Origin of the sequence: Granulicatella elegans, assembly GCF_020735385.1 — a bacterium.
Taxonomy (GTDB): domain Bacteria; phylum Bacillota; class Bacilli; order Lactobacillales; family Aerococcaceae; genus Granulicatella; species Granulicatella elegans_B.
The window spans coordinates 336073-361996 of record NZ_CP085953.1; the positions used below are offsets into that span (position 1 = coordinate 336073).

General features: G+C 30.7%; 31 protein-coding genes and 6 pseudogenes. All 37 read right to left on the bottom strand.

Translation table 11 applies throughout. The annotated features are described in order from the left end of the window. Positions 1–27: 27 nt before the first annotated feature. Positions 28–756, bottom strand: coding sequence for a phage replisome organizer N-terminal domain-containing protein (locus tag LK443_RS01700; protein ID WP_227931882.1), 729 nt, complete (start codon positions 754–756; stop codon positions 28–30). A 102-nt stretch (positions 757–858) separates the two neighbouring features. Then, positions 859–1386 (bottom strand): PcfB family protein, encoded by a 528-nt coding sequence (locus LK443_RS01705; protein ID WP_019132821.1) that lies wholly within the window; start codon positions 1384–1386, stop codon positions 859–861. Positions 1387–1569: 183 nt separating this feature from the next. Further along, the gene (locus LK443_RS01710) at positions 1570–1743 is read right to left on the bottom strand and encodes a hypothetical protein (protein WP_002841910.1); all 174 of its coding nucleotides are present in this window, start codon (positions 1741–1743) and stop codon (positions 1570–1572) included. 73 nt (positions 1744–1816) lie between these two features. Next, positions 1817–3451: a MobQ family relaxase gene (gene mobQ, locus LK443_RS01715; RefSeq protein ID WP_227931883.1), complete on the bottom strand. Its 1635-nt coding sequence runs from the start codon at positions 3449–3451 to the stop codon at positions 1817–1819. A gap of 330 nt (positions 3452–3781) precedes the next feature. Then, positions 3782–4072: a DUF3847 domain-containing protein gene (locus LK443_RS01720; RefSeq protein ID WP_106012201.1), complete on the bottom strand. Its 291-nt coding sequence runs from the start codon at positions 4070–4072 to the stop codon at positions 3782–3784. A 95-nt stretch (positions 4073–4167) separates the two neighbouring features. After that, positions 4168–4923: a hypothetical protein gene (locus LK443_RS01725; protein WP_106012202.1), complete on the bottom strand. Its 756-nt coding sequence runs from the start codon at positions 4921–4923 to the stop codon at positions 4168–4170. Then, complete coding sequence (locus tag LK443_RS01730) at positions 4913–5374, bottom strand: ATP-binding cassette domain-containing protein (protein WP_265416425.1); 462 nt, start codon at positions 5372–5374, stop codon at positions 4913–4915. The genes LK443_RS01725 and LK443_RS01730 overlap by 11 nt, the downstream gene beginning before the upstream one ends. Before the next feature lie 29 nt (positions 5375–5403). Continuing rightward, on the bottom strand, positions 5404–5616 hold the full coding sequence (locus tag LK443_RS09355) for an ATP-binding cassette domain-containing protein (protein WP_265416426.1): 213 nt from the start codon (positions 5614–5616) through the stop codon (positions 5404–5406). 113 nt (positions 5617–5729) lie between these two features. After that, positions 5730–6059, bottom strand: a complete 330-nt coding sequence (locus LK443_RS01735) for a zf-HC2 domain-containing protein (RefSeq protein WP_106012204.1) — start codon at positions 6057–6059, stop codon at positions 5730–5732. Further along, a complete protein-coding gene (locus LK443_RS01740) occupies positions 6043–6537 on the bottom strand; it encodes an RNA polymerase sigma factor (protein ID WP_106012205.1) in 495 nt (164 codons plus the stop codon). Before LK443_RS01740 ends, LK443_RS01735 begins: the two co-directional genes overlap by 17 nt. A 287-nt stretch (positions 6538–6824) precedes the next feature. Beyond that, entirely contained in the window at positions 6825–7469 is a 645-nt protein-coding gene (locus LK443_RS01745) for an ABC-2 transporter permease (RefSeq protein ID WP_106012206.1), read from the bottom strand. Between the two features lie 3 nt (positions 7470–7472). Further along, entirely contained in the window at positions 7473–7913 is a 441-nt protein-coding gene (locus LK443_RS01750) for a hypothetical protein (RefSeq protein WP_227931884.1), read from the bottom strand. Then, positions 7871–8347, bottom strand: coding sequence for an ATP-binding cassette domain-containing protein (locus tag LK443_RS01755; RefSeq protein ID WP_227931885.1), 477 nt, complete (start codon positions 8345–8347; stop codon positions 7871–7873). Before LK443_RS01755 ends, LK443_RS01750 begins: the two co-directional genes overlap by 43 nt. Beyond that, on the bottom strand, positions 8347–8649 hold the full coding sequence (locus tag LK443_RS01760) for a GntR family transcriptional regulator (protein ID WP_211660233.1): 303 nt from the start codon (positions 8647–8649) through the stop codon (positions 8347–8349). The genes LK443_RS01755 and LK443_RS01760 overlap by 1 nt, the downstream gene beginning before the upstream one ends. Before the next feature lie 262 nt (positions 8650–8911). Continuing rightward, the gene (locus tag LK443_RS01765) at positions 8912–9529 is read right to left on the bottom strand and encodes an SAP domain-containing protein (RefSeq protein WP_106012209.1); all 618 of its coding nucleotides are present in this window, start codon (positions 9527–9529) and stop codon (positions 8912–8914) included. Between the two features lie 67 nt (positions 9530–9596). Further along, positions 9597–10019, bottom strand: a pseudogene (locus LK443_RS09430) (polyketide cyclase). A 37-nt stretch (positions 10020–10056) separates the two neighbouring features. After that, positions 10057–10575, bottom strand: a complete 519-nt coding sequence (locus LK443_RS01775; RefSeq protein WP_106012210.1) for a ClbS/DfsB family four-helix bundle protein — start codon at positions 10573–10575, stop codon at positions 10057–10059. A gap of 155 nt (positions 10576–10730) precedes the next feature. Further along, a pseudogene (locus tag LK443_RS01780) lies at positions 10731–11069 on the bottom strand (23S rRNA (uracil-5-)-methyltransferase RumA); the annotation flags it as partial. Between the two features lie 60 nt (positions 11070–11129). Continuing rightward, positions 11130–11609 (bottom strand): Csac_0668 family 2Fe-2S cluster-binding (seleno)protein, encoded by a 480-nt coding sequence (locus LK443_RS01785; RefSeq protein ID WP_227931887.1) that lies wholly within the window; start codon positions 11607–11609, stop codon positions 11130–11132. Between the two features lie 143 nt (positions 11610–11752). Continuing rightward, positions 11753–13597, bottom strand: coding sequence for a heavy metal translocating P-type ATPase (locus LK443_RS01790; protein WP_227931888.1), 1845 nt, complete (start codon positions 13595–13597; stop codon positions 11753–11755). Between the two features lie 15 nt (positions 13598–13612). Continuing rightward, positions 13613–13834, bottom strand: coding sequence for a cation transporter (locus LK443_RS01795; protein WP_227931889.1), 222 nt, complete (start codon positions 13832–13834; stop codon positions 13613–13615). Positions 13835–13979: 145 nt separating this feature from the next. Further along, positions 13980–14348, bottom strand: a complete 369-nt coding sequence (locus tag LK443_RS01800; protein ID WP_227931890.1) for an ArsR/SmtB family transcription factor — start codon at positions 14346–14348, stop codon at positions 13980–13982. A 445-nt stretch (positions 14349–14793) separates the two neighbouring features. Beyond that, positions 14794–14880, bottom strand: a pseudogene (locus tag LK443_RS01805) (site-specific recombinase); the annotation flags it as partial. 7 nt (positions 14881–14887) lie between these two features. Next, positions 14888–15320: pseudogene (locus LK443_RS01810) on the bottom strand (DNA cytosine methyltransferase). Continuing rightward, complete coding sequence (locus LK443_RS01815) at positions 15301–15465, bottom strand: DNA methyltransferase (RefSeq protein ID WP_265416429.1); 165 nt, start codon at positions 15463–15465, stop codon at positions 15301–15303. Before LK443_RS01815 ends, LK443_RS01810 begins: the two are co-directional and overlap by 20 nt. A gap of 300 nt (positions 15466–15765) precedes the next feature. After that, complete coding sequence (locus LK443_RS01820) at positions 15766–15915, bottom strand: hypothetical protein (RefSeq protein WP_227931891.1); 150 nt, start codon at positions 15913–15915, stop codon at positions 15766–15768. 97 nt (positions 15916–16012) lie between these two features. After that, complete coding sequence (locus LK443_RS01825) at positions 16013–16219, bottom strand: helix-turn-helix domain-containing protein (RefSeq protein ID WP_227931892.1); 207 nt, start codon at positions 16217–16219, stop codon at positions 16013–16015. Between the two features lie 178 nt (positions 16220–16397). Beyond that, positions 16398–16490, bottom strand: a pseudogene (locus LK443_RS09510) (DNA-binding protein); the annotation flags it as partial. 305 nt (positions 16491–16795) lie between these two features. After that, positions 16796–18424, bottom strand: a complete 1629-nt coding sequence (rlmD, locus tag LK443_RS01830) for a 23S rRNA (uracil(1939)-C(5))-methyltransferase RlmD (RefSeq protein ID WP_227931893.1) — start codon at positions 18422–18424, stop codon at positions 16796–16798. A gap of 200 nt (positions 18425–18624) precedes the next feature. After that, positions 18625–19104, bottom strand: coding sequence for a hypothetical protein (locus LK443_RS01835; RefSeq protein ID WP_227931894.1), 480 nt, complete (start codon positions 19102–19104; stop codon positions 18625–18627). Between the two features lie 96 nt (positions 19105–19200). Further along, positions 19201–19468, bottom strand: a pseudogene (locus LK443_RS01840) (ATP-binding cassette domain-containing protein); the annotation flags it as partial. A 219-nt stretch (positions 19469–19687) separates the two neighbouring features. Continuing rightward, entirely contained in the window at positions 19688–20716 is a 1029-nt protein-coding gene (locus tag LK443_RS01845; RefSeq protein WP_227931895.1) for a YdcF family protein, read from the bottom strand. A 14-nt stretch (positions 20717–20730) separates the two neighbouring features. Then, the gene (gene brnQ / locus LK443_RS01850) at positions 20731–22092 is read right to left on the bottom strand and encodes a branched-chain amino acid transport system II carrier protein (RefSeq protein ID WP_227931896.1); all 1362 of its coding nucleotides are present in this window, start codon (positions 22090–22092) and stop codon (positions 20731–20733) included. An 88-nt stretch (positions 22093–22180) separates the two neighbouring features. Next, the gene (gene metG / locus LK443_RS01855) at positions 22181–24193 is read right to left on the bottom strand and encodes a methionine--tRNA ligase (protein WP_227931897.1); all 2013 of its coding nucleotides are present in this window, start codon (positions 24191–24193) and stop codon (positions 22181–22183) included. A gap of 91 nt (positions 24194–24284) precedes the next feature. Then, the gene (locus LK443_RS01860) at positions 24285–24713 is read right to left on the bottom strand and encodes a GtrA family protein (RefSeq protein ID WP_227931898.1); all 429 of its coding nucleotides are present in this window, start codon (positions 24711–24713) and stop codon (positions 24285–24287) included. 95 nt (positions 24714–24808) lie between these two features. Next, positions 24809–25396: a DNA-directed RNA polymerase subunit delta gene (gene rpoE, locus LK443_RS01865; RefSeq protein WP_227931899.1), complete on the bottom strand. Its 588-nt coding sequence runs from the start codon at positions 25394–25396 to the stop codon at positions 24809–24811. A gap of 62 nt (positions 25397–25458) precedes the next feature. Continuing rightward, positions 25459–25869 carry a DUF1934 domain-containing protein gene (locus tag LK443_RS01870; protein WP_227931900.1) on the bottom strand — a complete coding sequence of 137 codons (411 nt, stop codon included), beginning with the start codon at positions 25867–25869 and terminating at the stop codon, positions 25459–25461. Positions 25870–25924 lie beyond the last annotated feature (55 nt).

A 25924-nucleotide genomic window follows, 5' to 3' on the forward strand; every position in this document is an offset into this window, starting at 1 on the left:
TAATAGTGGCTTTCCACCTCTTTTTATCTATAAAGATTCTCCTACATCATAATTCATTTTTTTATTTCCTCCTTGATGTCTTAGTTTTTCTTTATCTTCTTCATACCATTTTAAGATTGTCACATAGTGGTTTTGATAGGTCTTACCGCTGCTTTCCATGTATCTGGATAGTTTATTTATCATTATTTCTGCGTGTGAGTTTAATTTTTCTTTAAGATTTTTGTATTCTTCTTGGCTTAGCCTTACATTTTTGTATTCTCCATAAAAAATGGGGGTGGACTTTTTATCTATCTCTCCCTCTCTCTCTTTATCTATCTCTATATCTTTCTCTATCTCTATCTCTTGTCGGACATGGGTTGGACTCATCAAGGACAATGTCCTCTGTTTATTTTGTCTGTATCTTCTTTTTTTCTCTGCCCATGCTGTTTCTGATCCGATTAAGTTTGGTATTTCAGTTAAATAATATTCATCATTTTCTGTTACAACTTCTAGTAAGCCTTGATTGATTAAATAATTAACTGTAACCATTACATCATCGTCTGTTTCATCTATGGTTAGTGCTAACTCTTTTATAAAATCACTTTCTACTCCGTCATAATAGAGTTTTCCCTCATCTTTTAGGCTTAGTAGTAGAAGTTTTAGGTAGATAATCGTGTAGGTATCTCCTCCCGATATTCTTCTTAATCTTTTTATCCTTTTGTCTGTGAAAAATTCTTCTTTTAATTTTATCCAATAATATCTTTTGTTTGTTGCCATATCTGCTCCTTTCTTGATTTTCGATAATCGAAATTCTTGATTTCCGATTTTCGGAAGTCTTGTTATTATAGTTATTTAAGGGTGTAACTTTTCATTACTCCCTTAGATTTCTCTGGTCATATCTTTTTTGTTTGGTTTTACTTTTTCTTTTACTTTCCTTTTGACTTTCTCTTTTGTCTTATCCTTGTTCTTGGATAGGTCTTTGTATTTCTTTATTTGTTTTAGGATACTTTCTTTTTCTTTTTTATTTTCCTTGGCTATGACTTGTTTAAAGGCATATTCCATTACTTTTATGTCTTTGGCTTGGAAGAATACTTCATAGTTTTTGCTTTCTTTGTTTTTCATTACTGAGAAACTTATTCCAAGTTTGTTTAGTTCTTTTTTTAAGTCTTTGAGGTCGCTTTGATCTATGCTTATATTTTCTAGTTGTCCTTTCTTGTAGAGGTCTTTTAGTTTCATTTCATCGCCCATAAGACTTTTGAGGTTTCCGTTTGCTTTTTCTAAAGTTTCATTCATCTTTTTTCTTATTTCTTTTTCAAGATTGATTGATTCTTTTGCTGCCTTTATTGTGTATGTTATTATGGTTTGTGCTGCTTGACCTGCTTCTTTGCTTATTTCTTCGTTTATCATGTTTTCTCTCCTTTGTTTGAATTAAAAAAAGGGAAGTATAGGCTTTAATTTTTCTATACTTCCCTTTGATTGTTTTTATTTTATTGTTCTTGGTGGTGGAATGCTTTATTTTGTTGTTTTTATAGCTTACTTAGGTATTTATACCTTTTATAATTTAAAATAGCTTACAATACCTTTCCACCTTTAGTAGTTTGTGTGTGTTCTTTTGTCTGATAGATAGTTTTTCATGTTGGAATATATAATCTGTATTTCTTCATTGTTCATTGCTTTTATTTCTTCTGTGCTTTTATAGGTTTTGTATGTTCCATCTTGATCTGCTTTTATGAGTTCATCTATTAGCTCTTGCCTTTTATTCATCTGTATTACCTCCTAGATCTGCCTTTATTTTCTTGGTCATATTATAGCTTGGATAAGATATTTTTACCAGGTCTTATCTTTCTTGATTTTTGTAATAGTCTTTAGTCATTTGTCTTTTTTTATTAAAGCTATCACTATCTTGCTTATACTCTTTTATTTTTTCTATGATACTTTCTTTTTCTCCCCTCTTAATCGCCTTGTCAATTTCTATTGATAGGTCGATACCATATTCTCTATTCACTACCTCTACTGCATATTTAATATGATTTATTTCCTTGTATCTTTCCCTTATCTTTTCTGACTCTGTATTTAATTTACTGATTTCATCTTCTAAGTTTTTGATTTCTCCTAACCATTCTTTTTCTCTTAAATTTTTCTTTCCACTTATTTTTCCAATTAAGTTCCTTGCCCTTATATGTTGGTCTATTTCCTTTTGATTATTCTTGTAGAAGCTTTCTTTGAATATTTTCTTGCTTTCATAGTCTTGATAGGTTGCTTTTGTTTTTCTTACGGTCTTTGCATAGGCTAAACACTTATTAAGGTCTTCTATCTTTTTACTGTTTTCTTTTATGGTCTTATATATATCAGAGTTTTTACTTCTTAGGGTGTTTATATGTCCTTGTAGGTCTGATATGGTTTTTATTTTGTTTTCTCTTAGATAATTTATTCCACTTGCATATCTTTTTAGATCATAGATTGCTTTATTTCTTTTCCCATAAAATGATAATTCAGCTCTATTGTTTTCTTGCATTTCTTGATAAAAGCTTAAATATTCATAGAGGTTAAAGAGCCCTGATTCATTTTCTATTTGCTTTTTACTTTGGTCTTTATATTCCCTATATGATTCTTTTAGCTTATCTTTGAAGCCTGCTAACCATGATGTTATTTTCTTTATTTCATTACCTATGTTTTTTAATAGTTCATTCTGTTTTTTTATTTCACGATTTATATCTCCTTTTTCTGTTCTTATTCCTTTTCTTTCCGTTGCACTAGCACTTGCTCCTAGATGTATTGTTGGTATTTGTTTTATACCTTGTCTTTTAAAACTCCTATGGTCTACTCTTTTTTCTATATTATTTTTTGCTAGATATTCATTGCAAAGGTCTGAAAAATTTCCTCTCCATTTTTCTACATTGCCTTTATCATTCCAGGTTGTTAGTTCTACTTTTCTTGTCTTGGGTTTTCCATTTTTGTTTAATACTTTTTCTCCTTTTTCATCTAGGATATATTCTTTTTTTGACTTAGCTAAGAACTCTCCTTTTTCGTTTATGGGTCGCATTATGGTCATTATATGACAATGGATATTTCCATTTTTATCTTGACTCTCATCATGAATTGCATAATCTACTATCATTCCTTGTGATGTTAGATTTTCTTTTATAAATCTTTCGACTAGGTTTTTATTTTCACTTAAAGATAACTCTTTTGGTAGTCCTATTATGAATTGTCTTGCTAGTTGTGCATTATAATTTTTTTCTGTCATTTCTACTTTATTCCATAAGGTAGACCTATCATTAAATTCTTTTGGTATATGATCAGGCAATATTATATTTTTTACTAATACTTTTTCTTTTCTTGTATAGTCATGGGTTACTCCGTCCCATTCATTTTTTATTTTTTCTCCACTTATATATGCTGCACTTGCTACTGCACTTTTGCCTTTTCCTCTTGATATTATGTTTACTGAAAAATGAAAACTGTCTGCCATTTTTATCACTTCCTTTCTTTGTTGTTTTAGGTGGAGGCTTAATAGATTTTTTATATCCTCTTTGTGAATGAGCGTTTTGAAATGATAAAATAGAAAAAGCCGACTACTGAATTAATTTTTGTTGTTTCAGTATGTCGGCTTAATTGTTTTGTTCATTTCAAATTTTAAAAGTCAAGGGTGAGCCTTAGCGAGTTTATTTACCCTTGACTTTTAAAAAGCGAATGGTTGTTGCTCCCTGCAAGGGTTTGGCTCCGCAGGACGCAAGCACCCTTTAGGGTGTATAATTGCGCCCTTAGAAAATCTAAAGGAGATTTGGTTATTTAATTTTTCTTAATTTTCTCTCATTATTTTTAGTGTTTCTTTAAATTCTTTTGTCTTTGTTGCTTCTTCTAGTAGGATTTTTATTTCTTCATCTGTTAGTTCTTCTGCATTTTCTATAAGGCTTTCTAAGATTGCTCCTCTTGTTATTAGCCTATGGGTTCTTTCTTTTCTTCTTTTTTCTATGTCTTGTTTTAATATCTTCTTTTCTTGATTTTTTAGTTGCCTTAATCTTTCCTCTGTATCATCAATTTTATCTTTTATTTCTTTTGATTCTTGTCTTAGTTGCTCTAACTTTTTCATATATAACTCCTTTCTTGTATTAAAAAAAGACGATAGATTTTTTACTTTCTATCGCCTTTAATTCTATTATTTACTTTTTCATTATGACACTTATTTCATACTTCAAATTTTGAAAAGCAATAGTTTCCTAATAATGTGGACACTATTATAATCAAAACACATGGAAGAAACATTTCTGTCAAAATATTTATATTATCAATCGGAGCAATGGCATTTATTTTCATTAGAGTAAATTTCCCAAATGCTTCTATATTTATATTTATTTTATTAAATATATTTATTAACATACTTATAATATCCTTTTCTAAGAATACAAAGGCTAATGATCCTAAAATTCCTGCTATATGATTTTTAAAACTCATTGAAAGAAATACCACAATGCTAGTTAAAGCCATATATACTATTACTCCCCTCCTTATGATAAAAATAAACTTGCTAAAATCTATAGATTTACCAAGGATTACAGAAACAAAATATGAACTTAGTGTATACATTAAAAATATTGTTATTGCTAACATAAGGGCAAAAATGTATCTACTAATATATATTTCTGTCCTTTTTCTTCCTGAACATATATAATGTTGCCAAGTATTAAATTGATATTCTCCAGCTATAAATAAAGCTATAGCAAAAGTTACTAAAAAACCTAATCCCTTTGTATAATCTAATCCATTTAAAAGCACTTCTGACAGATCTTTATAAGTTGTAAGATTTCCAAATACAGAAATTCCTATTTTATTTCCGTTTGCTACAAAAAATGTAAATATACCCGAAAATAATATAGTTATAATAAATACAACTTGTATGTGAAAACTTTTTAAAGCTCTCAATATATCTCTTTTAATTAACATAAGTCTTTCCTCCAGCCAAAATATCACAATAAATTTCCTCAAGACTTCCCTTTTCTAGTTTTTCTTTACTTACATTTATTATTTTTGCTTGGTGTAAAATAGCGAAACTATCACATATTTTTTCTAATTGCTCAGTATTGTGGCTTGTTATAATAATTGTTTTGCCAAGTTTTTTTGATTCTTTTATTTTTTCTTTTAATATAACAGTTGATTCAATATCTAGCCCATTAAATGGTTCATCTAGTATCACTATATTAGAATTAGTTATAAAGCTAAGAGCCAATTTTAGTTTTTGAAGCATTCCTAGTGAAAGTTCATTGGCCTTCTTTCTTAACATTGATTCTAAAGTAAAGTCCTTGATTATTTTTTCAATCTCTTTTTCTCTTTCATCTTTATTTTTATAATAAAGCATAGAATAAATACTAAGGTTATCTTTTACGCTAAGGTTCATATAACAAGATGGATTACTAATAAGTGCTGCTATATTTTCATTGTCATCTGAGATTTAACTTTTTGATTATACATTTTTAAAGGAATAAGCTTAGTAATTATTTTTAACAAAGTAGTTTTTCCAGCTCCGTTTTTTCCTAGTAAGCCATATACTTTGCCCTTTTCAAGGCTAAAAGATACATTATCTAAGACAAAATTATTCATGTATTTTTTTGTAATATTATTTACCGTAATACTATTCATAAGCACACCTCTTTTACATCGTTTTAATTGCAAGAAAACTAGCACATAATATAATTATTAGACACAAAGCTAATAATAAAAAATTTTTAATGTTACTTTTATTTTTCATAAGATTACTTCCAAACAATTTTTATACCAACAAAAATATGAACAATTAAAAGTACTGCACATACTAATAACAATGTAGATATAACACCTTTAAGCATAGATTTCTTTAATTTTTTATTCCATTCTTTAGATAGGTTTCTAATAGGATCAGCTTCAGTTAAATTTAGCTCTATGTTTTCCATGGGAAGATTTTCTTTTTTCATTTGCTTTAGAATTTCACTACATTTGCTACATTCTGATAAATGTTCATCTACTATTCTTCTACTTTCTTCACTACATACATCATCTATATATAGTGGAAGAAGATCTTCAATAATTTTACAAGAAATTTTCATTATATTCCTCCATCAACTTATTTTTTGCCCTATAAAATACTACTCTCGCCCATCCATCTGATTTGCCAAATATTTCTCCAATATTTTTGAAAGACAAGCCTGCAAAAATTCTCAAAGAAAAAACTTCCTTGTATGGTTCTTCTAACTTGCGTAAGAGAACATGAATTTTCATCACGTCCTCTTTCTCTTCAAACCTTAAAACAAAATCTAAATCAGATGTCAAGTATTCAGAGTATTCATTTATAGATACTTTTTTCTTTTCTTTTTTATAAAAATCATATAATGCATTTTTTGCAATTTGACATAACCAAGTGTATAATTTGCAATCACCTTTAAATGTTTCAATTTTTTCAAGAGCTTTAAAAAAAGTTTCTTGTGTGATTTCTTCAGCTATATGTTCATCATGACTAATGGTCAAAACATATAAATATACTTTAGAAAAATATTCTTTATATATTATTTCGTAATCATAGTCCATAAAATCACACCCTTTCTTGTTTTCTAATAGTTAGACGATTAAAAAACCAAAACGTTACAAATTTTATATTAATATTTTTACCCGCATTTCATATAAAAAAGACGATAGAGTTTTTAATTTCTATCGCCTAAAATATCCACGTTTTAATATTTTCTAATTCAATAAGTTTTTATCTCTTTGCTACAAGACCATATTTTAGTTTCAGCAACTCTGAATCTTAATATAATCACTTATTAAACTCATTAATTCTATACCTAACATCTAATATAGATATATCATCATTAATCCTAAATATCTAATTTTAGATTTTCCATTCTTTTTGAGTTCAATACGCATGATGTTATAAATAGCATCAAATATATTACACAAAGTGCAACATTTCCTCCTGACTTAGAAAATCCAAGTCTATTTAATGTAAATATTTCTATTGATACTAGCATTATAGACCCAATCAAGCCTAAAACCATCCACAAGTCACCTTTCTCTAAATCAATAAAGTACATGGCTAGGTAGAAGATTGATACTAATTGTAATATAAGACCTAATAGAACATTTAACAAAGATATTAAGTCTGAAGATCCATAATCAAAATAATGCTTACCAAGATAAATTGATATATAATTCAAAATAATCAACATCAATATAGAGAAGAGAATAATAACTACTTGACTTACATATTTTGATAGTATTATATTTTTACTTTTTATTGGTAACATGAATTCATATTTATATAATTTTAAATCATAATCTTTTCTTTGAGATAAAAGTAGCAATAAACTATTAGCGAAGATTACTACTGCAAAATACGCAAAAACAATCATTTGTATGTCAGCAAATAAATTTATTAGAATCCATACTAAAATTAAAAATGCATTCATTATAAAAATATTTTTAATGTTTTTATAATATATTTCTAACAACAAACCTTTCATATATTAGTCCTCCTTCCCTGTTAATATTAATAACATTTCATCAAAATTTGGTTTATTCACAACAAATTCTTTATACTTATTCTTTATCTTCGATATATCTTTTACTAAAATATCTGCCCTTTCAAATTCTCTTCTATATGAAATTATGTCTGTTTTATCGACTTTTTCTAAATCCGTATCATTACAACGAAGTATCCCATAGTTATATAACAATTCATCTTTTTCTTCGCTCAACACGACTTTACCATTATCCATAAAAACTATATAATCAGCTATTTTTTCCAAATCTGTTGTAATATGTGATGATATATATACCGAGTGTTCTGGGTTTTCTATAAATTCTAATAATATACATAAAATCTCATCTCTACTTACTGGGTCTAACCCTGAAGTAATTTCATCTAATATGAGAAGTTTTGTTTCATGAGACAATGCAATAGCCAACGATAACTTTTTTTCATTCCAAATGAAAATTGCTTAGTTTTCTTGTTTATTGGCAAATTAAATCGATTCAAATAATTTTTAAAACTATCTTCTTCCCAATTACTATAATTAAATTTCATTACCTCATTTATCTCATTAGGTGTTAATAATAATGAATAGTTTGGGTCATCTAAAACAACACCTATGTGTTTTTTAATATCTATTTGATTACAATATTCAGTGCCAAATATCTCTACTTTTCCATCATCTTTTTGAAACATTCCAAGTATACAAGAAATAGTAGTACTTTTCCCTGCTCCATTTCTCCCTATATTTCCTACAATAGATCCATAAGGTACTTCAATATTTATATTTTTCAAAGAAAAATCATTTGTTTTATTCTTTTTATTTAATCCAGATACCTTTAATGCTAATTTATTTTCATATGAATCCATCATTGCCCCTCCTCATATATCTTTTTTATTAAATCTATCAAATCCTCTATTGAAATTGAACTTGATTGTATTTTCTTGACAATTTTCTTTGCTAAATCTTCCACTTCTTTATATGTTTCTATTTTTTGTAATTCAATATTTCTTGCTGATATAAAACTGCCTTTACCATGAATAGTTTCAATAAATCCATCTTTTTGTAAATTTTCATAAGCTTTTTGAACTGTAATTACAGCTACCTTAAGATTTCTAGCTAAGACTCTCATAGATGGTATAGAATCTCCAGTTTTTAAATCTTCATTCATAATTTGTTTTTTTATCTGATTTTCGATTTGTTCATAAATCGGTTCGCTAGAATCGGTATTTATAATAATATTTATAATGCACCTCCTGTTCCAGAAGTGTACTTATGTGTACTTGTTGATTTAATAATACCACCAATAAAAATTTTTTTCAACTCCCTTAATTTTCTAATTTTGAGTATAAAAAAAGACGATAGAGTTTTTAATTTCTAACGCCTAACATCTATCTGTATTAATTTTTTTCATTCAAAAAAATAGTTTCTGTTTACTTGTGATAGTCTTCTATTTTATCCTCATATTTTTTTATAAGTTCTCGTGAATAAACTTTTTTGTTTTTTGAATCTCTGACTTCTTTCCAAAGAATTGCAGCTACTTGTATTTTATTAGAGTAGTTACAACTAATTTCGTCTGCACAAAAATCCTTTAAAAATTGATTCCATTGACAAACCGAATTATTATACTTAGCATAATCTGATTTTCCATAATAAACTTTGAGCATATCTTGAATTGTAAAACTCAAATCATTTTGTCTTTTCACTTTTCTCCAAGCCGTTGCCATATCTGCAGTAAATTTGAAAGGCAAAACACCTGTTACAACAGAAAAATATTCTCTGAATTTTGAATTAAAGGAAAATCCACATTCAAGTAAAGGCATATCTAAAGTAATATAATCAACTTGTTTCTTTATGTTTTTTATTGATGACTTTTTAATCACATCACCCTTAAAGTACTGCTGAATAATATAAGTGAGTTCTTGTTTTGTACCTCTATATTCTAATCCTAATAACTTGCATATCTGTGAAAGTTCTTCACGATACCAATAGTATTTATTAAACTCATCAAACGATGTGATTTTATCAAATTTAGGTCTACCTTCTATCATTGTTTTATCCTTTCGAAAAGATCTAAATATATGAATAGGCTACTCCAATTTATCTATTTCATTATTTTCATAACACTTGAACATGACTTGCTTCTTCACAATTAAGTGATTCCTTCAAATCTTTAAAATACAGTTTTTGTTGGTTTCTTAAATATAGTCCTACAAAAGGTTTAAATGTAAATTTTTTAGAAATAATATTTTCTGTAAAATCTAATGTTGTTTTATCTCAATTCGAATAAAATTTTCCTATCCAAGTTCCTTTTATATTTGCGTTTTCAATTTCAAAAGACCAGCATTGATGTTTCATACATTCTATAAATTTAAAATTTGTTTCTATCCCATCTTTTGTAATCTCTACAAAATTCTTATCATCAATAATTTTGATATCTTTGATATCACTCCTCCAACCAAAATCACGAAGGTCAGTAACTTTATCCCATACTTTTTCTATCGGGCAATTTAATGTAACTTTGATATTTGCAACTGCCATAAAATCCTCCTAAGTAAACTTATTTATACTTTTCTATCTATAGAACTAATTTCTTCCATTTCCTAATCTTAGTCCTAAATGTTCCAAATGGTGCTACTGTGTTTACATGGATAAATTTATAAACTTCCCAAGTAGCAGTTTTGGTTGCTTCATCTGCCCATTTTCTCATATGTGGTTTAAATAATTCTTCATCTGTTAATTCATCTATCAAAAGATAAATATCTTCTATATTTTTTGTGAGTTTTTCTTTTAGTTCTTTTAACGATTTATTAGCATAGGTATCTGTAAACCATTGATATAATTCTCCAAGTTGATTCCACTTGAATTTATCTGATGGTGTTTTAACATCTATACCTTTTTTCTCATCTTCTTCCCATTTTAATACTAAAGTAGTCCAGCCCACTTGATAGGCAAGATTTTCTGCTGGTGTCCTATCAACTTCTTCTAGTCTTTTATCTTTTAGTTCTTCTGGTATATTATCAAACTCTGAAATATATTTTTCAAAAGTTTTCTTTATCTCATTTTTTAATTCTTCCTTACTTTCATAAGACCTCATATGCCTACCTCCATGGTTTATATATAGATATTATCCTACCATTCTTTATATTGAGCCTATTTTCTAATTGATACCTTGCAAGAAAGGAATAATAGCTGTTCCTATACCAAGTAGGAATGTAATAAATGCAGAAAGTCATATGCTGCCATTCTTTTCTATTCAATCATTTTGAAGTGTCTCAAGGCATCCATAATGGCTTCTTCTTTTTCAGGTGTACACTGTGGAATAATTTGTTTCTCCTTTTTAGACTTGTTGTAATGTTCTCGTAATTCTATTCCACATTTCCTTTTTATCTGTGCAATATATAATGTTGGAACTTTTAATTGAAATTTATTCCAAACATATTCTTTGATTTGAGCATATGTTGCCTTACTTTCAGCACTTGTCAAATCAAGCTCATCCAGCTCAATTTCAATATTTATATGCTTATCGACATCAAGTTTGGACAAAAGTGCTACCGTCTCAACCCCTATGGTTAAGGGGAACATATCCACACTCGTAGTTGGAAACATATCCAACATTGGCTCTCGTTCGTGAGAACATATCAACTCAAATCATTTCATGGTTAATCCCTTATCAATGGCTTCCTGAATAATCTTATGACAACATACCCCCAAAGGATTGTTTTCCTTACAAAGCGAATTTTTCATTGCTCCAGTTATGGCATTTACTTCTTTAACGGTTTTCGCACCATGCTTTACAACTGCTTCAATTACCTGATCTTCTGTGACTTTGCTGCAATAACAAGCATACTTAGGATCTGCATCTTTCTTAAACCAGATAGGAACCCTAACTTGGTCTTTTAAGAATTTTATTTCTTTATCTAAGTTATAGTAAATAACGTCGCAGTCCTCATTCATGCATATCTTATATTGATCTCCATCAACGGCATTACGATAATCATCTGCCACCAAGTGTTCAACGGTTATCCTACTAACTGTTACTCCTTCATTATTACAGACAGGGCAACTCTCCTTTGTTCTATTTAAATTTTGCGTGATACATTCACAGCAACATTCATCAATAACTTTCAATTACATAACCTTCATATCTTTAAAACCATTTAATTCAAGGTAAATCCCAACCAATTTTCATTTATAGTTTTTAAATTAAAAAATACCCCTTGATTGTATCGTCAATTATCGGTATCATTCAAGGGGTGAATAGGAAAAATAGTTTATAGATTCTTTACATTCAAAGCTCTAAAAGCATTTAATACTGCGATGATAGTTACACCTACATCTGCAAATATAGCTGCCCACATAGTAGTTATTCCAAAAGCACTCAAAATAAGAACAATTATTTTTATTCCAATTGCAAATACTATGTTTTGATGTGCAATTTTTAGTGTCTTTTTAGAAATCTTCATTGTAGTAGCAATTTTCGATGGCTCATCAGTCATAATTACAACATTAGCAGCTTCAATGGCCGCATCAGAACCTAAACCACCCATTGCTATTCCAATGTCTGCACGAGCTAATACAGGTGCATCATTGATTCCGTCACCAACAAAGGCAAGTTTACCTTTTTTAGATTTTTGCGAAAATAATTCTTCTAGTTTTTCAACTTTGTCTGCTGGCAACAGTTCTGCATAAACCTTATCAAGACCAAGCTCTTTAGCAACTTTTGAACCAATACTTTTATTATCACCTGTCAACATAACTGTTTGTTTAATATTAGCTGCCTTAAGTTCCTTGATTGCTTGTGCTGAATCTTCCTTTACCTCATCGGCAATTACAATGTAACCTATATATTTGTTATTAACAGCAACATGTACAATAGTACCGATCAGCTCTCCCTTGAAATAAGGGATATCCATCATTTTCATAAGTTTGATATTTCCTGCCATAACCTTTTTGCCATCTACTGTTGCAATAACACCATGACCTGATATCTCTTCTACATCTGAAATACGTCCATTGTCTATTTCTTTGCTATATGCACGTTTCAGTGAAAGTGAAATCGGATGATTGGAATAGCTTTCCGCATGTGCAGTTAATTCTAGTAGCTCTTCTTTGGAAACTCCTTCTGGATGAATTTCCTGTACATTAAATACACCTTTCGTTAGTGTTCCAGTTTTATCAAAAACAACAATTTCAGTTTCTGCTAATGCCTCTAAATAATTACTACCCTTGACTAAAACACCTTTTTTTGAGGCTCCACCTATTCCACCGAAGAAACTCAAAGGAATTGAAATAACTAAAGCACACGGACAGGATACCACAAGGAATGCTAGTGCTCTATATATCCAATCACTAAAAGTCGCCCCGTCTATAACAAGAGGTGGTATAATAGCTAGAAAAACTGCAATTATAACCACAACCGGTGTATAATATCTCGCAAACTTCGTAATAAATTGTTCTGAATTGGATTTTTTACTACTTGCATTTTCAACTAAATCAAGAATTTTACTTACAGTAGATTCTCCAAATTCCTTGGTAACCTCTGCTGTAATAACCCCATTAATGTTGATGCACCCACTTAGGATATCACTTCCAACTTCTACTTCACGAGGAACAGATTCGCCTGTTAGTGTCGATGTATCAATCATTGAACTTCCCTCAATTACCTTGCCATCAAGAGGAATTTTTTCTCCTGCTTTAATTACAATAATATCTCCAATTTGTACTTCATCTGGGTCAACTTTGACAAGTTCATCACCTTTTTTAACATTTGCATAATCTGGTCGAATATCCATAAGGCTTGCAATTGACTTTCTCGACTTGCCAACTGCATAGCTTTGAAACAGTTCTCCAACTTGATAAAACAGCATAACTGCAACACCTTCAGGATACTCACCAATAAAAAATGCACCAATTGTTGCAATACTCATTAAAAAATTTTCATCGAAAACTTGACCTTTAAAAATATTTTTTACAGCTCTTTTTACAACATCTCCACCTACAATAATGTAACTTATTATAAAGAAAGCAATCTGTAACCATTCGTTATTTAAACTAAGCAATACTGCTGTAGCTAACACGGCTGCACCAATAATTATTCGCCATAGTCGTTTTGTCATACTAAATAGCCTCCTTTAAGCCTTTTTCATAGTTGTATCGGGTTCGATTTTTTTAACTATTTTTTCGGCCTCTGCTATTATTGTTGGCATTTTTTCATCCTCACCATCAATAAAGAGTTTTGTGGTCATAAAGTTAACAGTAGCTTCTTTCACTCCATCAAGCTCATTAATAGCCTTTTCCATTTTTGCCGCGCAATTTGCACAATCTAAACCTTCAAGTATAAATTTCTTTTTCATTATTAAATCCTCCTAAATATTATTTGTAATTTTATTTTGAATACTACAAGTCTTTTTCAAATTTTCTTGAAGCATTGCTCATTTGAAATGAAGACTTAAATATATGCCCAAATATCTTCAAAAAATATTCTATTCTACCGCAATACTACTTCTCGTTGATATGAATTAGACCTTGGTCAAATATTTCTCTTACATGATCATCAACTAATGAATAATATACTACTTTGCCTTCTTTTCTGTTTTTCACTAAATTAGCTTGTTTTAAGACTCTCAGCTGATGTGAAATTGCTGATTGTGTCATGTTAAGTAATACAGCGATATCACAAACACACATTTCAGCTTCATGTAAAGCCCATAATATCCTGATTCGTGGTGAATCTCCAAATACTTTAAATAATTCTGCTAGATCATAAAGGCTTTCTTCTTGAGGCATTTTATCTCTAACTTGATTTACAATATCCTCATGAATTACATTGAAGTCACATCTTTCAATTGAATTAAATTTTTTAGTCATATTATCACCTCTTTTTAAATCATTTTATCTGAATACTTGAGCAAACATTCATACGTTGTATATTTATTATATTATTGTTTTTCTCTTGTGTCAATAGTTATATGAGCATTTATTCAAGTGTTTTTTATATTATTTAAAATATCTCAAAAACATCTACTAAGACATTAGTACAGTCCTTTCTCGGTATCCTGTTCCATACATATCCTTTAAAAAAATCCTTAAAAAAATCCTTAAAAATAAAGACTTCTCCTTCGTACAAGTTTGCGGTTTCTTTAATAGCTTCATCTAACCGCTTATTACATCACTCATGTGGTCAACTCCTTATCAATAACCTTATAAACAACATTTTTGATAATATCACATGTATAAATCATGTAAAAGTCAATGCAAAAACCGCCAATCAAGAGAACCTAACTCTTAATTGACGGTTTATATTAGTATTAAATCATACTTCCATTTCAATTCCAGATTTAAAGCATATTACAAAGTAGTCATCATAAACACTAACATTCTGGATAATCTTCCTTACTAAGGTATCATCATAACGTGTAACCATTACTGGAACATAAGCTATAAATTTCGTCTTTAAAATGTCCGTTATTTGCAGTTAATATGTTGGGTACATTTTCTAGCACAAAATACTTCGGTCTAACAACACTAATTACCTCAAAAAAATATTTAAATAAATAATTACGTGGATCATCCATTATTTTTCTTTTCCCTTTTTGAGAAAATCCTTGACAAGGTGGTCCCCCAACAATTACGTCTATATTTTTATACTCATTAAAAACATCATCAATATCTAATTTTGAAATATCTTCATTAATCATTTTCACTTTAGGATGATTTTTTATAAGAATTAGCTATAGAATAGTCAACTTCATTTGCTAAAACAATTTCAAATCCTGAGTCGAAAAATCCTTTAGATAGTCCACCAACTCCAGAAAACAAATCAATAACTTGTCTTTTCATCTTCTACCCTCATATTCGCTAATTTAGCATATTTTTCTTCTAATTCAACACCGATAAAATTTCTATTTAATCTATAGCTTGCAATTGCAGCAGAACCGCTTCCTAGAAATGGATCTACTACTAAATCGCCCTCATTTGAAATCAATCTTATAAAATGTTCGAATAATATAATTGGCTTTTGTGTTGGATGTTTACCTCATTTCTTTTCCCTAGCAGTCGTGACAGATGTTTCAATATAGTCTAGAACCAATTTACCTTTATTATTGAATGTTCCTGTTTTTGTTTTATAAGTAAAATATATCCAGCACTCATTTGAATTAACAAAATGTAAATTCATATTTCTATGGATTTGTTTTGTGCCAAATTCCAGTGGTTTTATAATAAAAACCAAATTCATTTGCTATTTCAACAAGAGTTTCAGCCCTTAATAGTGACATAAAAACTATCATGGAAGCACCATTCTTAAGTATCCTACTTGATTCTTTAAAAACAATCTCATATGGTCTTTCCAATCATTAAAATCTAAATCATCCCAACCAGCAGCACCAAAAAAATTAGAACGCATTTTTTGTAGATTTGTATCTCTCCCGTTCATGAAATTCGCAATATTATATGGAGGATCTGTAATAATTAAATCAACCGTAGATGAGTCTCACTTCCTCAATTCTTCTATGCATTCTCCATTTATTATTTCAATCATTTTTAATACACTCCATAATTTCTGATATGTCGCAATCCAATGCATCACAAATTCTGAGCAAAATATCGGTAGTTACATTCTCACCATTCTTTAATTTATAAAATATACTCCAACTTACATTTGCTTTTTCCATAAGCTCATTATGTTGCATATCTAAATCAATAAGTTTTTTAAATAACCTTTTATAACTTAATTCCATATAACCTCCAAGATTATTTTTTCGATAGCTAGTCTCGTACATATATACATTAAAAAAATACTTATGTTTGTTATTACATACAAATTTGTTATAACATTAACTATAGGTTATTTTCAATCAATTGATACATCACTTTAAAAAAGCAAAAAAATAAAGGCAGTCCGAAAACTGCCGATATTTATCTCTCTGTATCTTTGCTATGGTCTTTCTTATTTGACTTAGTTTTGTCACCTGTCTTAAAGCTTTTTATTTGCCCTAATATAGAATTTTTTCCTCATCATCATACCCTCCAACTTTTGAGTATAAAAATAGACAATAGAGTTTTTAATTTCTATCGTCTAAGGTTATCTAATATTTATTTTTCTTTAAATTGATTTTATTGTATAGTTTAATAATTCTATTAATCCAATTATAAAAATTAAACTTCTAAAAATATGTTAACTTACTCTTAAACTTGCAATAAAAGAAGCTAACGCCCAAAATAAGCAGAACACCATAATGATATACAACAACGCCGTTCCAATACCAAGTAGGAATGTAATAAATGCAGAAAGTCATATGCTGTCGTTTTTTCTATTAAATCATTTTGAAGTGTCTCAAAGCATCCATGATGGCTTCTTCTTTTTCAGGTGTACACTGTGGAATAATTTGTTTCTCCTTTTTTGACTTGTTGTAATGTTCTCGTAATTCTATTCCACATTTCCTTTTTATCTGTGTAATATATAATGTTGAAACTTTTAATTGAAATTTATTCCAAACATATTCTTTGATTTGAGCATATGTTGCTTTACTCTCCGCACTTGTCAAATCAAGCTCATCCAACTCAATTTCAACACTTATGTGCTTATCGACATCAAGTTTGGACAAAAGTGCTACCGTCTCAATTGCTGTCGTCATTGGGAACATATCCACTGGTTGAGCATAAAGCCCTTGATAACCTTCTTCTTGGAATAAGGCTAAATCACGTGCTAATGTTGCTGGATTACAGCTAACGTAAACAATTTTTCTTGCTTTTGTTTTAACGGCTGCCTCAATAAATGCTCCATCTAATCCTTTTCTTGGCGGATCGACTACAATCACATCCGGTTGCAATCCTGAGTCTACCCATGTCGGCATGACTTTTTCAGCCGCTCCCACTTCAAATATTACATTGTCAATCTCATTCATTCGAGCATTTTCTTTTGCCATTTGAATCGCATCTGGCACAATTTCCATGGCATAAACTTTTTTAGCACGTTTGGCAAAAGATAAACTCATTGTTCCGATTCCACAATAAGCATCCACTACTGTTTCATCTCCAGTTAATCCAGCTGCTTGAATGGCTTCATGATACAGCACTTCCGTTTGAATCGTATTAACTTGGAAAAATGAACGTGAACTAATCGTAAAGGTAAATTCCATTAATTCTTCTTGGAAAGCATCTTCACCAAATAACACTTTCTTTTGAGAACCCATAATGACATTTGATTGATGCGATTGAATATTTTGGACAATCGACACCACTTCTGGTAATTGCTGAGTAATTTTCTCTACAATTTCCTCTTTTTGAGGGAATTTTTCTGTACGAGTGACTAAAACAATCATCACTTGAGACGTACGTAATCCTCTACGAACAATAATATGACGTAAATCGCCGGTATGTTTCTCTTCATCATAAGCTTCAATCGCAAATTTTCTTAAAATATCTCTGACTACTAAAATAATACGGTCAATTTCTGGATCTTGAATATGAAAGTCTTCGATTGGAACTAAGTCATGGGAGTTTTTCTTGAAAAATCCAGTTGTTAATAAGCCATCCACCATTCTCACAGGGATTTGCGCTTTATTACGGTATCCAAATGGATGTTCCATCCCAATGGTTGGACGAACTTCTAAATCCGGCATTTTCGCAATTGTATTCATGACATGCTTCACTTGTTTTTGTTTGAACGCTAATTGAGCTTCATACTTCATATGTTGTAAAGGCATCGTTCCTACTCGTGTTCCGTTTGGATCAACTAATGGAATACGGTCAGGACTCGTTAATAACCATTCAACGACTTTAGCATAGCCAAATTTTTTCCCAAGTTTTAAAACATGCGCTACTACTTTTTCCCCTGGTAGAGCATTTTCAATAAAAAGAGGGAATCCATCTACTTTCGCAACGCCCATTCCTTCATACGTCAAATCTTCAATTTGTACTTCTATACGGTCATTTTTTTTCATCTCTATCCTCGCTCACTACTATTTGTCTGACTTATTATAGCTTATTTTTGTATAATTTTATAGTGAAGTGAGACATTCCGTATCAATCTCTAACTAACTCCCTTGAAAAAAGAAAAGACTTCCCACTTTAGTATTAGGCATGAGATTCGCTTGCGAAGCTGCTGCCGTCCTTTACTACAGTGAAAAGTCTATTTCGCTCCCTACACCGCTTTTCTTGTCAGTTTTGCTAAAAAGATTTCTTTTCGTGTTGGATTTAATACAATTAAGTTTACTAAGAATAAACCTACAAACCAAGCTAACGCTACACCAATCGTTTCAAGACTTAACTCAAAACTTTCTTTTGTAAAGAAGTCTACATAAACTCCCATAAATGTATAATGAGCAATTTTCGAAATCGACTCATTTAACCCAGAGAACAATGGTAAGAATGAAATAGCCATCATAGGAACTAAACTATTCACTTGTGCTTGTGATTGAGTATTCGAAAGAGAAGCAACTAATAAGTTTAATAAAATAACACATAGTCCCACAACAATCGCTACTACAAAATATTCTCCATTTCTAACACCACTGAGCAGTAAAGACTTCAAGTTTTTCTTTTCCTTATCTTCAGCAATTGTTAAGGAAGTCAAGCTTCCTAGTGAAACTGAGAATGCTAATGATAAACACATGAATACCATATATGAAGAATGTTATCCATCTGCATTCATAAATTGGTTATATAAGATTAACAATCCATACGGTAATAAAATGGTTGCTAATAAAGTGCTGTTACTGAATAATACTTGTGGCTTATTGATTAAAGCTCTTGCTATAAACATTCTTTGTTTCATCCCTGTCGATAATTTTTCTACTGCTAAGTTTTTACTATCGTATAAATCAACTTGTTTTAACACTTCACCTACACGTGAATTTGCTTTTCCATATAATTTTGCATAAGCTTGTAAATTTTTATAAAGGCTTAGTTTTTCCTGAACCAGATGGCCCTAAGAATCCAAAAATTTCTCCTTTATTCACTTCAAAAGAAATCTCTTCCAAAGCTATTTTTTGACTAAATTTTTTTGTAACATTTTTACGTTAATTATGTTTATCCCCTCTTTACTCATTTCCTAACTAATGAATTCATTATAGAAAAAATTTTCTTTCTCACAGTAGTGTCTTAGGTCACTACCTACCATAACTTTCGTCACGACTTCTCATGCAAATCGTCACGACAAAAAAGCATACCGAAATCGGTATGCTTCCTTATTATCTATTAGACTTTTACCACAATACGCCTCTATACGATAATACAACCGCTAGAACATAAAGCAATTCAAACCCTATAAAGAGTTTTTTCATTTTCACACACATCGCTACATATTCGCGAATAAAAGCTGATGGAATATAATAACTTGCAGTGGAACAACCTAAGCCATCTCCCTGCATTCCAATTTGACGTGCATAAGTACTCGTACGAAATACATGATAGTCATTTGTTACAAATAAAAATCGAGGATTTTCAACTAATTGCTCGCCTATCTCTTTAGAGAACAATAAATTTTCATAAGTAGTTGTAGATTTTTCTTCCAGTAGAATAGATTCTTTTGGCACATCTGTTTGTTCCACTAAATAGTTATACATCGCTTGTGCTTCAGATATTTTTTCATCGCTGCCTTGTCCACCACTTACAATCAGTCGAATATGAGAATTTTTTGATTGATGAAATGCCTGTACCGCTTTATCAATTCTTCTTTTTAGTAGCGGTGTAACTTTTTCCCCATCTAACAATCCGGCTCCATGAATAATAATAAAATCATAATGCTGTTTCTTCGGCACCCATAAATAGACACAGGAGTACATCATAAATCCTACAAATGCAAAACCAAAAATAATATAAGAATAAATGATAAACATCAATAGTATATTAATCCACGGATTATTAAAGAAAAAATCATTTGTAACTAGCCCAACTCGAATCCACATGAAAATAAAGAAAAATAGAATCACTATTCCCATAATTGGAGATAAAAAATTCGCTTTAGAAAAGCCTTCTTTTTTTAACAAAATAAAGCCATTAATGATTAAAAATAAACCACTTAAAAGAATCAGAACAGGAGTGAGTAAAATTCCTACTATCATCACAAAATGAGCATTTTCATACCCAAAACTGAAAAAGAGATTCGCAATAGATAGATATAAAAAAAATACTTCAATGACTAATAAAGCTGGATTCCATAAACTGCGATTATCCTTCCACATAGAAAAGAGTAAGGCTATTAATACGATAATCGTTACTCCATATAAAAACATGCTAACCTACTTTCTTACTCTGCTAAGATCTTTTCAAAATCAAAAGCTTCGCCTTTTTGTTTATCCCTTAAAATCAAAGCAATCACTATCCCTATTAATGCTGGAACTACCCATCCTAACGATAAAGTAGAAAATGGTAATTGGTTCATTACAGTAGATAATACTGATAATTTTAAGGAGTCTCCTAATACTGTTAATATTGATACTAGAACCGTTAACCATACTGTTAACTGCATTCCAACTTTCGACAATGCGAAGAATTTATTTAAAATAATTAACACTACAATAATAATTGTAATTGGATATAAAATTAATAATACTGGAATTGAGAATTTAATAACGGTATTTAACCCTAAATTCGAAATGGCAAATCCAATAACTGAGAAAATTGTAACATAAACTTTATAAGAATATTTAGGGAATAATTCTTCAAAGAATTCTCCTGTCGAAACAATCAATCCAACTGTTGTTGTAAAGCAAGTTAAAATAACCATTGCGCCTAAAAATACTTGCCCAAATACTCCGAAAATATCTTTTGAAGCAGCTGTTAAAATATAAGATCCTTTATTAACTGCTTTATCTGCCAATACATCTGCTGGTACTGTAAAATGATTTCCTAAATTTGCTAGCCCTAAATATAAGATACTAAATCCTACTGCAGTTACTAAACCTACACCGATAATCGTTTTTGTAAATTCTTCTTTTGAAGAAAAATGGAATTTCTTCAATGTATTCACTGCAACCACACAGAAGGCAACAGAAGCTAAGGCATCTAATGTATTATATCCTTCAATAAATCCATTTCCAAATGAGCCCCCCTTTTGATAAGCCGTTGCTGCTTCCATTGGAGCTACTCCTGCATATTTAATCGCTCCTAATAACACTAAGACTAAAATTAATCCTGCAAATAATGGGGTTAAAATTTCCCCGATACTATTTAAAATCGTAGAACGATGAATCGCAATCCAATACGCTGCAGCAAAATATAATACTGTATAAATAAACAATGAGAAAGTACCCGAAATTCCCATTGAAGCTAATGCCGTTTCAAATGGTTGGATACTAATCGAATACGATACTGTTGCTGTTCTTGGAATTGCAAAAAATGGTCCAATTGATAAATATAAAATTGCTAAAAATGCTACCGCAAATACAGAATGAACTTTTGTCTCTAATTCATGTTTAAAACTTCCATTGCTTGTGGCACCCACAATTAATGTAATAATTGGAATACCTACGCCTGATAAAATAAATCCCGCAATCGCTGACCAGAAATACTCACCAGAAAATAATCCTAATGAAGGAGGAAAGATTAAATTTCCTGCCCCAAAAAAGAAACCAAATAATAATAAACCTGTTAATAAGCCCTTCTTCATCGTATATTCTCCTTTTTTCTCTTATATATACGAAAGAGCACGTTGTAAAATAACGTACTCTCCCTACAATAACTGTGTTCTCTATTGATTATGAAACAAATGAACCATTTGGCATTTCTTGAGGAGCTAAGACTACTTGTAATACTCCATCTTTTTCTGCCGATAAGATCATTCCTTGACTAATTTGTCCTCTCATCTTACGTGGTTTTAAGTTTGCGACAATCACGACTTTTTTACCGATAAACTCTTCTGGATTTGGATACCATTGAGCGATACCTGATAGAATTTGACGGTGTCCACCAGCATCTCCTGCATCTAAGCGGAATTGTAATAACTTATCTGCACCTTCCACTGGTTTACAGTCAATAACTTCTGCAACTTTTAATTCTAACTTGTCAAAGTCATCATATTTGATTGATTCTTTTTCAGTTGTTAATTCTACTTCTTCTGGGTTCCATTCTGTCGCAACTTCTTCTTTAACAGTTCCACCCATTTTGCCTTGAATATAAGCAACTTCTTCTTCCATATCTAAACGTGGGAAGATTGGTTGTCCTTTTTCAACAACTTTTGTACCAGCTGGAATTACTCCAAATGTATGAAGTGACGGATAATCACGTAAAGCTTCATCCTGAATTCCTAATTGTGCTAAGATTTTTCCTGGTGTTTGTGTTAAGAATGGTTGTAAAGCTACTGCAATAATACGTAAGCTTTCTGCTAAGTAACTCATTGTACGAGCTAATTCTTCTTGACGTGCTTCATCTTTTACAGCTGCCCAAGGAGTTGTTTCATCAATATATTTATTTGTACGAGAAACAAATTTCCAAATTGCTGATAACGCAACTGAAAATTGCATTTCTTCCATCGCTGCTTCTACTTCTTCAATCATCACTTTTGAAGCTTCTACTAATTCATGATCAAAGCTTGAAACTGGTGCTGAATAAGCTGGAATTGTTCCATCGAAATATTTATTAATCATCGCTACTGTACGGTTTAGTAAGTTTCCTAAGTCATTTGCTAAGTCATAATTAATGCGTTCTACAAATGATTCTGGTGTGAAAATACCGTCTGAACCAAATGGTACTTCACGTAATAAATAGTAACGTAAAGCATCTAACCCATAACGTTCAATTAATGTATTAGGATCTACAACATTTCCTTTAGATTTAGACATTTTACCGTCTTTCATTAATAACCAACCATGTGCAAAAATTTTCTTTGGTAATGGTAAGTCTAATGCCATTAACATAATTGGCCAATAAATTGTATGGAAACGAACGATTTCTTTCCCGATAAAATGTACATCTGCTGGCCAATAACGATTGAATAATGTCTCATCATCACTTCCATAGCCTAAAGCTGTAATATAGTTTGATAGAGCATCAATCCAAACATAAATGACATGTTTTGGATCATTTGGTACTGGAATTCCCCAGTCAAATGATGTACGAGAAACAGCTAAATCTTCTAGACCGGGTTTAATGAAGTTATTAATCATCTCATTTTTACGAGATTCTGGTTGAATAAATTCTGGATGTTCTTCGTAGTATTGTAATAGGCGATCTGCATATTTACTCATTCTGAAGAAATAAGATTCTTCCTTCACTAATTGAACTTCATGACCACTAGGAGCCACTCCTCCAATCATATTTCCATCTGCATCACGATATACTTCGACTAATTGAGATTCTGTAAAGTATTCTTCATCACTAACAGAATACCACCCTTCATATTCCCCTAAATAAATATCGCCATTGTCCATTAATTTTTGGAAAATTTTTTGTACAGCTTTTTTATGACGAGGTTGAGTCGTACGAATAAAATCATCATAAGAAACGTCTAATTTTTTCCATAAATCTTGAATACCAAAAATAATATTATCGACAAATTCAATTTCGCTCACACCTGCTTCTTGAGCTTTTTGTTGAATTTTTTGCCCATGTTCATCTGTTCCTGTTAAGAAATAAGTATCATAACCTTGTAATTTTTTATAACGAATCATTGCATCACTTGCTACAGTTGTATATGCATGTCCGATATGTAATTGTCCACTTGGGTAATAAATTGGTGTTGTTAAATAAAAAGTTTTCTTATCTTCCGCCATTTGGCAGTATCCCCCTTAAATTTATAGATAGTATTATTTTACCATAACGATTACTAGAATTAAACCACTAACTCTTTTGGTGAATAAAGCATTATTGCACATCTTTTTTAGGTGAAAAAGCCCAAAATCTTTGCCCGATATAATTAAATCCAACAAATAAAACCATTCCTACAAATAAAGCAATATTTCCTTGAATATTCGCAGTGACTCCAGAAAGCATCCATGTAACAAGCGGCTTCGCAAATCCATAAGCAAGAACGTAGCAAATCGTAACATTCACGATAAATTTCCAAACGGTATTCCAATCATGCCCTTTATGCTGGAAAGTATATTTTTTATTCAGCAAATAACTCACAATACTTCCCACTATATAATTCATTGCACTAGAAATCCAATAACTCCAAGCTAATACATTAAAGCAAAAAAACATCACCGCTGTTCCGACAAGCGTATTAATGACTCCTACTAACATAAATTTTAGAAAAGTCGCATCAAAAAATGATGATAAAATTCTTCTCAAAATTTTTCCTCCTACAAAAAAGAGGAGCGCTACGCACTCCCACTTTCTAACTTTTTACAGATTACAAAGGATTATAATTCATCCTCTTCTTCATCTTAATCGCTTTCTAACTCGTCATCATTAATAATTGATAAATCTTCATCCGCACTAACTTCATCATCTAAATCTTCGTCAGCACCTAATTCACTTAAATCAGAACGATATGTATCTAATTCTGTTTCTTCTTCATCATCTACATCATCGTCTAAATCGATCACATCATCATCATCTTCTTCATCTTCTAACAAGCCATCTTCATCTTCTGGATCATCATCATTGTAATCGATAAGATCTTCTTCCGACCCAAAGGTATTAACTTTTTTACGTTTTTTACGACGTTTTTTCAAGTCTTCATCATCCATTGATGAAACAATTTCTTCATCGATTGAATCAATTGGATACCATGAACGTAAGCCCCAACGATTTTCTCCAAGTGAAATGAAACTTCCGTCAATATTTAAATCTGTATAAAAACGAGCCATGCGTGCTTCTAATTGCTCATCGCTTAACTCCATATATGATTGAACTTCTACTAATAATTGATTAAAGTCCATCACTTCTTGTTTTGTTTCCAAGATAGCATGTGCTACTTCAACCATTGATAATTCGTTTTTGTTGATTCCATCCAGTGCTTTTAATTTCAAAGGATACACTTCCTTTCCACATATTCCTTAACAGTATAGCACACAAAAGCTATGATACGCTACTATTGCACAATGTTTTCTTTAAGAATTTCCATATTTACTATAAATTCTCCTAAATTTTCTCCTAATTGAGATAATTGATATTCAAAAGAAATTTGTTTCCAGTCCGATGAAACCTCTACTTTCTTCGTTTTAATCTCAAATAAAATTTCTTGTCCTTGCGCTAATTGATAACGTCCCTTTGTTTTCTTTTGATGTTGGAATAATAATTGACTAGCTACTTCGCCTTTTCGGAATAATTGAACTTCTCCAGTAGATACTAGTAAATCCACTTTTGTCAGTGTTTCTTTTTCTTGATACGACAGTGCTAATTGTTTGTTTTCAACTTTCCATTCAATAGATTCAATCGGTGATTCTAATTTTGTTTGCAAAACCTCTCCGGCTTGAATAATTTTTGTGTGAACTCGAATCATTTTGACACCTCCATTCATTCGTTATGAAAAAGAGAGAAGGAGTGAATAAGAAGTC